Below are 11,191 nucleotides of genomic sequence, written 5' to 3'. Positions count from 1 at the left end.
TTTGTATGAGACGTCACAGCGTGTTTTCACACGCTGTGCGTGCGCACAGCGCACGGGATTCTTGATTAAATTTTTTATTCAAGAATCAGTATTAATGATAACAAGGAGATAATACATCATGAAAAAGACTTCCGTGAAGCTGACGGCGCTGGTTCTGGCGCTGATCCTGTCCCTGGCCCTGACGGGCTGCGGCTCCAAGAGCACCTCCCTGAAGATCGCCGTTCCCAACGACACCACCAACGAGGCCCGGGCCCTGCTGCTGCTGCAGGAGAACGGCATCATCAAGCTGCGGGACGGCGCAGGCATCACCGCCACCAAGAACGACATTGTGGAGAACCCCTATAACGTGGAGATCGTAGAGGCCGAGGCCGCCCGTCTGCCCGATATGCTGAAGGACGCCGACTACGCCGTCATCAACTCCAACTACGCCATCAACGCCGGGCTGAACCCCGTGAAGGACTCCCTGGCCATCGAGGGCTCCTCCTCCGCCTATGCCAACATCCTGACTGTGAAGGAAGGCAACGAGAATTCCCCCAAGATCCTGGCCCTGAAGGCCGCTCTGGAGAGCCGGCAGGTGGCCAGCTTCATCGAGAGCAAGTACAACGGCTCCGTGGTCAGCACCGTCACCAACCCCGGCAACGGCTATGACGATTCCGTGGATTACGACGCCCTGAAGGGCCAGACCATCACCGTGGCCGCCTCCCCCACGCCTCACGCCGAGATTCTGGAGGTGGCCAAGGAGATCCTGGCCGCTAAGGACATCACCCTGGACATTCAGGTTTATAACGACTATGTGGTGCCCAACACCGTGGTGGACGACGGCACCCTGGACGCCAACTATTTCCAGCACCTGCCCTATCTGGAGGACTTCAACGCCGAGAACAACACCCACATCGTGTCCGTCAGCGCCATCCATGTGGAGCCCATGGGCCTGTATGGCGGCCTGCAGACCAGCCTGGACGCTCTGAAGGCTTCCAAGTAACCGTTTATCAACAACAGAAGGGGAGGCAGCAGCCTTGATTGAATTACAGCATGTCAGCAAGACCTTTGAAAACGCCGGCGGGCGGGTGGACGCCCTGCGGGACGTGTCCCTGACCATCGCCGACGGGGATATCTATGGCATCATCGGCATGAGCGGCGCAGGCAAGAGCACTCTGGTCCGCTGCATCAATATGCTGGAGCGGCCCACGGAGGGGCGGGTCATCGTCAACGGCCAGCAGCTGGACGCCATGACCCCGGCCCAGCTGCGGGCGGCCCGGCGGGAGATCACCATGATCTTCCAGCGGTTCAACCTGCTGATGCAGCGCACCTGTTTGCAGAACATCTGCTTCCCCATGGAGCTGGCCGGGGTGGGCCGGAAGGAGGCCCAGGCCAAGGCCCGGCAGCTGCTGGAGCTGGTGGGCCTGCCGGATAAGGCCCAGGCCTATCCCGCTCAGCTCTCCGGCGGCCAGCAGCAGCGCATTGCCATCGCCCGGGCCCTGGCCACCAATCCCAAGGTGCTGCTGTGCGACGAGGCCACCAGCGCCCTGGACCCCAAAACCACCCGGCAGATCCTGGAGCTGATTCAGGACATCAACCGCAAGCTGGGCATCACCGTGGTGGTCATCACCCACCAGATGAGCGTGGTGAAGGAGATCTGCACCCACGTGGCCATCCTGGACGACGGCGAGGTGGTGGAGAACGGCCTGGTATCGGCGGTGTTCTCCGCCCCCAAGTCCCAGGCGGCCCGGCACCTGGTGTTCCCCGGCGGAGCCGACGCGGCGGTGTCCGACCCCAGCCAGGAGCGGCGCATCCGGCTGATTTTCCGCAGCGCACAGACCACGGCCATCCCCATGGTGGCCCGGCTGGCGGCGGAGGAGAGCATCTATGCCAACGTCATCTCCGCCAGCACCCAGAAGCTGTCGGAGGAGGTTTACGGCAGTATGCTGCTGGGCATCCCCAACAGCCAGTTTGACCGGGCCTGGCAGTTTTTCCGGACCATCCCCAATTTGCAGGCAGAGGAGGTAAGCGTGGATGTACAGTGATCTGTTTACGGCGGAGTCCCTGGCGGAGCTGAAAACCGCCTTTCTGACCCAGTTTCCCATGGCACTGTGGGAGACCTTCTATGTGACGGTGCTGTCCACCGCCCTGGCCATCCTGCTGGGCCTGCCTCTGGGGGTGCTGCTGGTGGCCGGGGAGAAGGACGGCGTCCTGCCCCTGCCGAAGCCGGTGCTGTCGGCATTGAACGTCATCATCAATCTGCTGCGGTCCATCCCGTTCCTGATTCTGATGATTATGGTGTTTCCCCTGTCCCGGCTGATCATCGGCACCGCCGTGGGCACCACGGCCACCATCGTTCCCCTGGTGGTGGCGGCCTTCCCCTTTGTGGCCAGGCTGGTGGAGAGCAGCCTGCGGGAGGTGGACCCCAACATCATCGAGGCGGCCCAGAGCATGGGCGCAACGCCCATGCAGATCATCTGCAAGGTGATGATTCCCGAAAGCGTGCCGTCCCTGATCCAGAACGTCACCATCTCCCTGACCACCATTCTGGGCTACTCCGCCATGAGCGGCATCATCGGCGGCGGCGGCCTGGGCAAGGTCGCCATCGACTACGGCTATTACCGGTATAAATACCTGGTGATGTTTGCGGCGGTGATCCTGCTGATTCTGCTGGTGCAGCTGTTCCAGACGGTGGGCACCAAGCTGGCCGTGAAGTGCGACAAGCGGCTGAAAAAGTGATAAAGAGCTGAAAAAATCCCGCGCCGGTTCCGGCGCGGGATTTTCTATACGGTAGGGGAGGGGGCTTACTTGCCCATGTTCATCTGAGCGGCGACCTCGGCGGCGAAGTCCTCCTGCTTCTTCTCGATGCCCTCGCCGGTCTGGAAGCGAACAGCGTTGACGAACTTCACGGAACCGCCCAGCTTCTTGGCGGCGTCGGCAATGTAGTTCTCCACGGTGCCCTGGAACAGGTCGCTGCGGACGAACTCCATCTGCAGCAGGCAGTTCTCCTCATAGAACTTGTTCATCTTGCCCATGACGATCTTCTCCTTGACCTGGGCGGGCTTGGAGGCCATCTTGGGATCGCTGTCCATCAGAGCCAGGGCGATCTTCTTCTCCTCGGCCAGGACGTCCTCGGTGACCTGGGACTTATCCCAGAAGCGGGGATTCAGAGCGGCGATCTGCATGGCGACGTTCTTGCCGATCTCGGTGGCGTCCACGCCCTCCACGGCCAGGTTCACCAGAACGCCGATCTTGCCGCCGGCATGGACATAGCCCACGCTGGTGTTCTCGGCAAAGCGGACGAAGCGGCGGATCTGCAGGTTCTCGCCGATGGACATGACCTTCTCGGGCATGGTCTCGGACACGGTCAGCTCGGTGCCGGGATACTTGCAGTTCATCAGGGCGTCCACATCGGCGGGGTCGTTATCCAGAACGGCCTTGGCGATATCCTTGACGAAGGCGACAAACAGGTCGCTCTTGGCGCAGAAGTCGGTCTCGCAGTTGACTTCCACCAGGGCGCCCACGCCGTTCTCCACCAGGGCATAGGACATACCCTCGGCGGCGATGCGGCCGGCCTTCTTGGCGGCCTTGGCCAGGCCCTTCTCCCGCAGATACTCAACGGCCTTGTCCATGTCGCCGTCGCACTCGGTCAGGGCCTTCTTGCAGTCCATCATGCCCACGCTGGTCATCTCGCGCAGGGTCTTCACATCAGCAGCAGTAAAAGACATTCTTAGTTCCTCCAATTTCATAATAATACAGTAAAAGGGGCAGGGCATACACCCTGCCCCGTGGTTACGCGGTGATACAGCCGGAAAATATACGCTTACTCAGCGGTCTCCTGGGCGGCTTCCTCGGTCTGCTCGCCCTGACGGCCTTCGATCATGGCGTTGGCCATAATGGAGGAGATCAGGCGGATGGCGCGGATGGCGTCATCGTTGCCGGGGATGGGATAGTCGATCTCGTCGGGATCGCAGTTGGTATCGGCGATGGCCACAACGGGGATGCCCAGACGATGGGCCTCGGCGATGGCGTTGCGCTCCTTGCGGGTGTCCACGATGAACAGGGCGCCGGGCAGCTTCTTCATTTCCTTCACGCCGCCCAGGTACTTCTCCAGCTTCTCGATCTCGCCCAGGTGCTTGATGACTTCCTTCTTGGGCAGCATATCGAAGGTGCCGTCGGCCTGCATGGTCTTCAGCTGGTTCAGGCGGTCGATACGGGTGCGCATGGTCTTGAAGTTGGTCATCATGCCGCCCAGCCAGCGGGCGTTGACATAGTACATATTGCAGCGCAGAGCCTCTTCCTTGATGGCCTCCTGAGCCTGCTTCTTGGTGCCCACGAACAGCAGGGACTGGCCGCTCTCGGACAGCTGACGCACGAAGTTATAGGCCTCCTCCAGCTTCTTCACGGTCTTCTGCAGATCGATGATATAGATGCCGTTGCGCTCGGTGTAAATGTAGGGGGCCATCTTGGGGTTCCAGCGGCGGGTCTGGTGACCGAAGTGGACACCGGCCTCCAGCAGGGCCTTCATGGATACGACGTTCTGGTTAGCCATGGTTTCATTTCTCCTTTGATTTTTAGTTTGTTGCCTCCAGGAGCTTCCTCCCCCCGGCCAACCTTGCGGCACCGACCGAAAGTCCGCCCCTGTGCGGAATGCTGAAATATAATACCACAGTGCGCCGGGAATTGCAAGATAAATTTTGCGGTTTGTGACGGAAAGGCGGCGCTTTTTAAAAAAACCTTATCCCATCCAGCGGAAATGGCCAGTAATGACATATTTGCCCATGTCATTGCGCTCCACGGCCTCGTCGATGGGGTTTCCGTGGTGGATGAGGAAGGGGATCCCCTGCCGGTTCCGGCGGTCGGAGCAGATGCCGATGTGGTCCCGGTCGCCGAAGATCACAATGTCCCCGGGCTGCCACTGGGCGGGATCGTCCAGCTCACAGCTCAGCACCTGGGCGTGGCGGCGGAAGAAGGTGTCCAGATTGCTGACCCGGCGGAAGTCGATGTTTCCGTCAGGGGTCTCGATGTTGGGGTAGCAGGCGGGATTTTCGGCGATGTCCCGGTCCACCAGGGCCTTCAGGGAATAGCCCGCCGCCCGGAAGGCCTGCCAGATCACGTCGGTGCACACCCCCAGGCCGTCGTCGGGGTAGCCCCCGGCATAATACTTGCTTTTATAGTGTGGGTTGGTGGCAATATAGGACCGGGCGCCCAGAACCATGTCCGTCCAGTCGTCCACGCCGTCGCCGTCGGCGTCCAGGGGGCTTTGCAGCTGGGGGATGCCCAGCTCATCGGCGGTGTACCACCGCTGGGGAATGCGGCTTCGCAGCAGGAACCAGGCCGCGGCCAGCAGCAACAGGCACAGGGGGATCAGAAACAGGCGTTTTTTCTTCATATCCGTGGTCCTCCTTGGTGGGATAGAACCATTATACCCGGCCGGGCCGTCTTTGTCGAGGAGAAAAGGGCGTCCTGCTTGGGTGACAGCTAAAATAAAACTTTTGTAAAATATACTTGACAAACTGTCGGGCGGGTGATATGCTGGGGCAGAAATGAGAAGGGAGCGATGGATACGGAACCTTATCTGGCGGGCATTCTGGCGGGGATCATGGCCGTGGCGGTGGTCACGGCGATACTGACGGCGGTGCGGAAGAAGCAGGGCCGGCCCAAGCCGGAATATGACGAGCGGCAGATGGCCGCCCGGGGGGTGGCCTATCGCTGGGCGTTTCTGACGCTGATGCTCAGCCTGGCCGTCAACACCGGGGTGGAGGCCATCTGGGGCCCCTGGGCCAAGCCCGGGGTGTCGGCGTGGATGCTGATCTTTCTGTCCATCGGGGTGTTCATCGTGGCCTGCGTCCGGAAGGACGCGTATTTCGCCGTGGCCCAGAATCCCCGGACCTATCTGTGGCTGTTCGGCGCGGTGGTGCTGTGCCAGATCCCCAACTTCCTCCTGCAGCTGCGCAGCGGGGACCTGGTGGAGGACGGACTGCTGACCTGGAACGCCCTGTCCCCGGCCTGCGGGGTGCTGTTCGGGGTGATGTTCGTGTGCATGCTGGTCCGTCTGCGCCGCCAGAAGCGGGAGGAGCAGGAGGACGCGGAGGCATGAAGAATCTGCGCCTGAAATCGGCCCGGGCCGCCAAGGACCTGAGCCAGCAGCAGCTGGCGGACATGGTGTCCGTGTCCCGGCAGACCATCAACGCCATCGAAAAAGGGGACTATAACCCCACCATCCACCTGTGCATCGCCATCTGCCGGGCGCTGGATAAGACATTGGACCAGTTATTCTGGGAGGAGGAAGAGACATGAGCCTGACGGTAAAGGACCTGACCAAGCGATACGGGGACAGGACGGTGGTGGACCGTCTGTCCTTCGGGATGCCCGGGCCGGGGGTGTATGCCCTGCTGGGCACCAACGGCGCGGGAAAAACCACCAGCATCCGCATGATGCTGAATATGCTGTCCCGGGACGGGGGAGAGGTGCTGTGGAACGGGGAACCGCTGGATATCAGCCGCTGCAACGTGGGATATCTGGCGGAGGAGCGGGGCCTGTACCCCAAGTATGCGCTGATGGATCAGCTGCTGTACTTCGCGTCCCTGCGGGACGTGCCCCGGGCGGAGGCCAAACGGCGCATCCGGTACTGGGCACAGCGGCTGGAGGTGGAGGAGTATCTCTATCCCAGCGCCCCGGCGCAGACGGGACGGCGGGGGCTTCTGGGCGGCTCCGCCCAGCGGGAGAAGCCCAAGCGGCCGGACCAGCTGTCCAAGGGCAATCAGCAGAAAATCCAGCTGATGGCGGCCCTGCTGTCGGACCCGGAGCTGCTGATCCTGGATGAGCCCCTGTCCGGCCTGGACCCCATCAACACGGACCTGTTCAAGGGGATCATCCGGGAGGAGATCGAGGCCGGGAAATACCTGATCATGTCCAGCCACCAGATGGCCACGGTGGAGGAGTTCTGCACGGACCTGACCATTCTGGACCGGTCCAGAACGGTTCTGCAGGGGCACCTGAATGACATCAAGAAGGGCTATGGCCGGGTGCATTTACAGCTGAAAACCGAGGAGGACGCCGGGCCGTACATCGCCGAAAGCGGGGCGCAGATCGTGACCCGGAAGGAGTTTGAGTATCAGCTGAAGGTCACCGGCCAGGAGCAGGCCAACGACCTGCTGGCCCGGCTGACCCGGGCCGGGGTCACGGTGGTGCTGTTCAACCTGCGGGAGCCGTCCCTCCATGAGATTTTCGTGGAAACCGTGGGGGGTGAGTCCGATGCGTGACCTGTCCGGCACGGGTCAGGTGTACCGCTTCACCCTGTCGCAGCTGCTGAAAAGCAGGGCAAACCGGGTGACGCTGATCATCATGGTGCTGCTGGCGGCGGTGAGTATGCCGCTGACGGCCCTTCTGGGCGGCGAGACGCCGGAGACATCGGACACCGCGGGTCTGGCGTCGGTGCGGGTGGATAACCGCACGGACCTGGTCCTGGACTTCTCCGGCGACGCCTATTGGGCGGACACGGACTTTTCCGCCGACGCCGGGGAGCCGGACGCTGTGGTGACGGTCACCGGCGATGAGATCGGCTATCAGGTGGCGGTGGTCGGCAGCGAAACCGCCCACGCCGGGGAGCTGTCCCAGCTGGCGGAGACGGCCCGGCAGGCCGTCCGGGACGCCTGCCTTCGGGCGGCGGGACTGTCGTCCCGGCAGCTGGAGGCCCTGACGGCATCCACCGGGGAGGAGGACTCCCATGAGGACGGCTTCTGGGTCCAGTACGGCTATTCCATTCTGGCCATGATCCTGTGCCTGATGAGCGCGTCCTATGTGATCCGGGCCGTGGTGGAGGAGAAGGACTCCCGGCTGGTGGAGCTGCTGCTGGTCAGCGTGAAGCCCATGGCCCTGCTGGCGGGGAAGATCCTGGCGGTGATGGCCTTCACCTTCGGGTGGCTGCTGGCTATGCTGGCGGGCTTCGGGGTGTCCTGCGGGCTGACGGCGGGGCTGATGGGCTCCGGCGTGCTGCAGAAGCAGCTGTCCGGCCTGCTGGCGGCTGTGCCCCGGGTGCAGGAGGACCTGTGGCAGGCGGCGGGGGTGCTGCTGGTGCTGCTGGTGTCCCTGGGGCTGGGGTATCTGACCATGTCCCTGATCGGCGGCGTGGCCGGGGCCTGCTGCTCCGGCATGGAGGAGGCAGGCGAGGCCACGGGGCCTGTGATGCTGCTGACCATGACGGGGTATCTGGCCTCCTGCGTGGTGGGGGCCGTGTCCTCCGGGCCGGTGGCGGTGTTTTCCACCCTGTGCCCCGTTGTGAGTATTTTCTGCGCCCCGGTGCAGTTTGCCGGGGGCAATGTGTCCTTCTGGCTGGTGCTGGCGTCCTGGGCGATCCAGGCGGCGGTGATCTGGGGTCTGCTGACCCTGGCGTCCCGGGTATATGCGGGACTCATCGTCCACCGGGGCAGCCGGGTGAAGCTGCGTGAGCTGATGTCCATGGCCAAGGGAGGTGCGGTCCGATGAAACGATACAAGGGACTGGGACGGGTGTTTTCCTTCACCCTGACCCAGCAGCTGCGGCAGAGGGGCTGGCGCACGGCCACCATCGCGGTGGCCCTGGCGTGCCTGCTGATCCCCATCCTCTCCCTGACTGTGGCGGCCCAGCACCAGAAAAACGCCGCCCCGGAGCAGAATCCGGTGATGGAGGAGGGCTATACCCAGGAGGCCCTGGACCGGGCGGAGCTGACGCCGGAGCAGAGGGCCCTTCTGACGGCACCGGTGGAGGTCACCGTCACCGGCGGGCAGACCGGGGAAGGGGAGGCCATGGGCCTGCTGTCCATGCTGCTGCCGTTTGCGTCGCTGATGCTGCTCTATTTTCTGGTGCTGCTGTACGGCCAGAGCACGGCGGCCAGCGTGATCCTGGAAAAAACCTCCAAGCTCATGGACCTGTTCCTGGTGTCCGTGGAGCCGGGGGCCATGGTGCTGGGCAAGGTGCTGGCCACAGCCCTGGCGGGACTTCTGCAGCTGGCCGTATGGGCGGCGGGTCTGGCAGGTGGCTTTGCCATCGGCGGAGCCGTGGTCCGGCAGACGGGGGTGACCCTGCCGCTGCTGGAGGTGCTCAAGAGCGTGGGACGGCTGACGGGTCTGTTCAGCGTTCCGGCCATGCTGGAGGCGGCGGGACTGCTGCTGGCGGGCTTCCTGCTGTATTGCAGTCTGTCCGCCATCGGCGGGTCCATGGCCGGAAAGGCCGAGGACCTGTCCAGCACCAACGTGCTGTTTTCCCTGGTGCTGGTGGCCAGCTTCTTCTGCTGCATGTTCGCCGGGGGTATGGACGGCATGACCTCCTCGGCCCGGTGGCTGGACTATGTCCCCTTCACCGCCATTCTGGTGACGCCCAGCCGGGTGCTGCTGGGGCAGACCTCCCTGCTGGGGGGCCTGGTGTCCCTGGCGCTGGTGGTGGTGTGCGCCGGGGTGCTGACGGCCCTGGCGGGCCGGGTATACCGGCTGATGTCCCTGTATAAGGGCAATCCCCCCACACCCCGGCGGGTGCTGCGGATGCTGCGGGAAAAATAAGAATCACTTGCTTTTTCCGGCGGAATCGGGTATGATACAGGCAACTGCAACAGGAGGTAAACGGAAATGAGCGAAGAATTCGGCCCCAATTTCATCACCCTGACCGATGAGGACGGCAACGACATCGAGCTGGAATATGTGGACGCCCTGGAGGACAACGGCCAGACCTATATGGCCTTCTTCCCCACGGTGGACGACGAGACCGACGAGGCAGCCGCCGAAGATTTCGGCCTGGTGATCCTGAAGTCCGTGACGGAAAACGGCGAGGAGCTGCTGACCACCCTGGACAGCGACGAGGAGCTGCAGCGGGTGTATGACCTGTTTATGGAGCAGCTGATGGACGAGGATGACGAAAATTCCTGACCGGTTTCCGGTTTATGGATGCTGCATCCGGCATATGGAACACAAAAGGCGCTCCAATGGAGCGCCTTTTCCATGCCGGAAACGATTTTAGCAAACCGAAAGTCCTTTCGTGAAAATGCCGAAGGGCGGGGGCCGCTTCCGGAAAATTCCAGGGGGAATCCGCAAGTTTCCCCTTTTATTTTCCCGCCGGGTCTGCTATACTATGGGTGTCGTCGGAAGACGGCTCCCTGCGAGGTGTGACGGGTCTTTTTTATCCTCACATTTTGTTATAGGGGATGTCGGATCAGTATGTGAACAGCAGGCCTCCCGGCTGCCGTCTGCGGCTGGAAGTTGGAAGCTACGAAGCAAGCTGGAGACAACCCACCTGCTGAATCGGTGCAGGTTATAACTCGGCCCCCACGGCCCCGCAGGCCTGTGCTTACACGCACGCAAACACGCCGCAATCTCTTGTGGATTGCGGCGTGTATTTTTTATTTCTCCCCCACCATCGCCAGCAGGTCCCGGCGGACGGCCTCCCGGTCCAGGGCCGTGCCGGTAAAGCGGGAAAAGGCCAGGATGGCCTGCTGCACCAGCAGCTCCATGCCGCCGATGGCCGTGAGGCCCCGGTCCCGGGCCGCCGCCAGCAGAGCCGTCTGCCGGGGGTGGTATACCAGGTCGAACACCGCCGCGCCCGGGGGCAGCGCCTCCAGAAAGGAGAGGCTGGCAAAGGGCGGAAAGCCCTCCATCCCCAGGGGGGTGGCGTTGATGAACACAAGGCTGCCCCGGGCCGCCTGGGGCAGCCGGTCCAGGGGGATGTCCCCGCCGTGCCGGGCCGCCGTCAGCAGGCGGCAGTCCCCCAGGGCGAAGCGGGCCGCCCGGGCCGCCCCGCCGTTGCCGATGATCAGTACCTGCCCCGCCCGGGGGTCCGCGCCGTGGGCCAGAAGCCCCGCCCGGATGCCCGGTGCGTCGGTGTTGTACCCCACGGCCAGGCCCCGGCGGAAGCACACGGTGTTCACCGCCCCGCAGGCGGCGGCTGCCGGGTCCAGCTCATCCAGCAGGGGCAGGATCGCCTGCTTCAGCGGCATGGTGACGTTGCAGCCGTCCCAGGCCCCGGCCCGGGCCGCCGCCAGGAACTCCGGCAGGGTGTCCGGGGTCACGGTGACGGTCTCATAGCTGCCCGTCAATCCCGCCCGGTCCAGCATCCGCCGGTGCAGCAGGGGGGACAGGCTGTGCCCCACCGGGTCGCCGATGACGCAGAGCCTCATGCCAGAGGACCACCTCCTGCCAGCAGGTCGATGGCCTCCATATACCCCAGGAAGCCGTGGCCCACGATC

At 63.3% G+C, this 11,191-nt stretch carries 13 protein-coding genes; 9 read left to right on the top strand and 4 right to left on the bottom strand.

All coding sequences use genetic code 11. The annotated features are described in order from the left end of the window. Nucleotides 1–118 precede the first annotated feature (118 nt). Genes LKD37_RS15455 through LKD37_RS15445 form a run of 3 tightly spaced genes read left to right on the top strand, consistent with a single transcriptional unit; the run spans nt 119 to nt 2,718 of the window. On the top strand, nt 119–982 hold the full coding sequence (locus LKD37_RS15455) for a MetQ/NlpA family ABC transporter substrate-binding protein (RefSeq protein ID WP_302929993.1): 864 nt from the start codon (nt 119–121) through the stop codon (nt 980–982). 34 nt (nt 983–1,016) lie between these two features. Further along, the gene (locus LKD37_RS15450; RefSeq protein WP_302929992.1) at nt 1,017–2,024 is read left to right on the top strand and encodes a methionine ABC transporter ATP-binding protein; all 1,008 of its coding nucleotides are present in this window, start codon (nt 1,017–1,019) and stop codon (nt 2,022–2,024) included. Between the two features lie 58 nt (nt 2,025–2,082). Continuing rightward, on the top strand, nt 2,083–2,718 hold the full coding sequence (locus LKD37_RS15445) for a methionine ABC transporter permease (protein ID WP_302929995.1): 636 nt from the start codon (nt 2,083–2,085) through the stop codon (nt 2,716–2,718). Nucleotides 2,719–2,783: 65 nt separating this feature from the next. Here the strand turns inward: LKD37_RS15445 and tsf are convergent, their stop codons facing one another. From tsf to LKD37_RS15430, 3 genes are all read right to left on the bottom strand, one after another. Beyond that, nucleotides 2,784–3,707: a translation elongation factor Ts gene (tsf, locus tag LKD37_RS15440; RefSeq protein WP_302929991.1), complete on the bottom strand. Its 924-nt coding sequence runs from the start codon at nt 3,705–3,707 to the stop codon at nt 2,784–2,786. A gap of 95 nt (nt 3,708–3,802) precedes the next feature. After that, nucleotides 3,803–4,531, bottom strand: coding sequence for a 30S ribosomal protein S2 (gene rpsB, locus LKD37_RS15435; protein ID WP_302929990.1), 729 nt, complete (start codon nt 4,529–4,531; stop codon nt 3,803–3,805). Between the two features lie 186 nt (nt 4,532–4,717). After that, complete coding sequence (locus tag LKD37_RS15430) at nt 4,718–5,371, bottom strand: DUF1287 domain-containing protein (RefSeq protein ID WP_302929989.1); 654 nt, start codon at nt 5,369–5,371, stop codon at nt 4,718–4,720. A 168-nt stretch (nt 5,372–5,539) separates the two neighbouring features. Between LKD37_RS15430 and LKD37_RS15425 the strand changes: the two genes are divergently transcribed. The 6 genes from LKD37_RS15425 to LKD37_RS15400 all read left to right on the top strand — a co-directional run bounded on the left by LKD37_RS15425 (nt 5,540) and on the right by LKD37_RS15400 (nt 9,878). Beyond that, nucleotides 5,540–6,079: a hypothetical protein gene (locus LKD37_RS15425; protein WP_302929988.1), complete on the top strand. Its 540-nt coding sequence runs from the start codon at nt 5,540–5,542 to the stop codon at nt 6,077–6,079. Further along, a complete protein-coding gene (locus LKD37_RS15420; RefSeq protein WP_302929987.1) occupies nt 6,076–6,279 on the top strand; it encodes a helix-turn-helix transcriptional regulator in 204 nt (67 codons plus the stop codon). Before LKD37_RS15425 ends, LKD37_RS15420 begins: the two co-directional genes overlap by 4 nt. After that, nucleotides 6,276–7,244 (top strand): ABC transporter ATP-binding protein, encoded by a 969-nt coding sequence (locus LKD37_RS15415; protein ID WP_302929986.1) that lies wholly within the window; start codon nt 6,276–6,278, stop codon nt 7,242–7,244. Before LKD37_RS15420 ends, LKD37_RS15415 begins: the two co-directional genes overlap by 4 nt. Further along, nucleotides 7,237–8,466 (top strand): ABC transporter permease, encoded by a 1,230-nt coding sequence (locus LKD37_RS15410; protein ID WP_302929994.1) that lies wholly within the window; start codon nt 7,237–7,239, stop codon nt 8,464–8,466. Before LKD37_RS15415 ends, LKD37_RS15410 begins: the two co-directional genes overlap by 8 nt. Next, nucleotides 8,463–9,515: an ABC transporter permease gene (locus LKD37_RS15405; protein WP_302929985.1), complete on the top strand. Its 1,053-nt coding sequence runs from the start codon at nt 8,463–8,465 to the stop codon at nt 9,513–9,515. The genes LKD37_RS15410 and LKD37_RS15405 overlap by 4 nt, the downstream gene beginning before the upstream one ends. A 66-nt stretch (nt 9,516–9,581) precedes the next feature. Further along, complete coding sequence (locus LKD37_RS15400; protein WP_302929984.1) at nt 9,582–9,878, top strand: DUF1292 domain-containing protein; 297 nt, start codon at nt 9,582–9,584, stop codon at nt 9,876–9,878. A 470-nt stretch (nt 9,879–10,348) separates the two neighbouring features. Here the strand turns inward: LKD37_RS15400 and LKD37_RS15395 are convergent, their stop codons facing one another. Beyond that, a complete protein-coding gene (locus tag LKD37_RS15395; protein WP_302929983.1) occupies nt 10,349–11,122 on the bottom strand; it encodes a shikimate dehydrogenase family protein in 774 nt (257 codons plus the stop codon). Nucleotides 11,123–11,191 lie beyond the last annotated feature (69 nt).

Source organism: Brotocaccenecus cirricatena (genome assembly GCF_020687045.1).
GTDB lineage: Bacteria > Bacillota > Clostridia > Oscillospirales > Oscillospiraceae > Vescimonas > Vescimonas cirricatena.
The sequence above is the reverse complement of the archived record's forward strand: the minus strand, read 5'-3'. Positions and strand labels throughout refer to the sequence as shown.

Excerpts from the sequence above, each read along its gene's own strand:
- LKD37_RS15430 (WP_302929989.1), bottom strand. The coding sequence starts at position 5,371 with ATGAAGAAAAAACGCCTGTTTCTGATCCCCCTGTGCCTGTTGCTGCTG.
- LKD37_RS15415 (WP_302929986.1), top strand. The coding sequence starts at position 6,276 with ATGAGCCTGACGGTAAAGGACCTGACCAAGCGATACGGGGACAGGACG.
- LKD37_RS15410 (WP_302929994.1), top strand. The coding sequence starts at position 7,237 with ATGCGTGACCTGTCCGGCACGGGTCAGGTGTACCGCTTCACCCTGTCG.
- LKD37_RS15420 (WP_302929987.1), top strand. The coding sequence starts at position 6,076 with ATGAAGAATCTGCGCCTGAAATCGGCCCGGGCCGCCAAGGACCTGAGC.
- LKD37_RS15445 (WP_302929995.1), top strand. The coding sequence starts at position 2,083 with ATGGCACTGTGGGAGACCTTCTATGTGACGGTGCTGTCCACCGCCCTG.
- LKD37_RS15455 (WP_302929993.1), top strand. The coding sequence starts at position 119 with ATGAAAAAGACTTCCGTGAAGCTGACGGCGCTGGTTCTGGCGCTGATC.
- LKD37_RS15395 (WP_302929983.1), bottom strand. The coding sequence starts at position 11,122 with ATGAGGCTCTGCGTCATCGGCGACCCGGTGGGGCACAGCCTGTCCCCC.
- LKD37_RS15405 (WP_302929985.1), top strand. The coding sequence starts at position 8,463 with ATGAAACGATACAAGGGACTGGGACGGGTGTTTTCCTTCACCCTGACC.
- rpsB (WP_302929990.1), bottom strand. The coding sequence starts at position 4,531 with ATGGCTAACCAGAACGTCGTATCCATGAAGGCCCTGCTGGAGGCCGGT.
- LKD37_RS15425 (WP_302929988.1), top strand. The coding sequence starts at position 5,540 with ATGGATACGGAACCTTATCTGGCGGGCATTCTGGCGGGGATCATGGCC.
- LKD37_RS15400 (WP_302929984.1), top strand. The coding sequence starts at position 9,582 with ATGAGCGAAGAATTCGGCCCCAATTTCATCACCCTGACCGATGAGGAC.
- tsf (WP_302929991.1), bottom strand. The coding sequence starts at position 3,707 with ATGTCTTTTACTGCTGCTGATGTGAAGACCCTGCGCGAGATGACCAGC.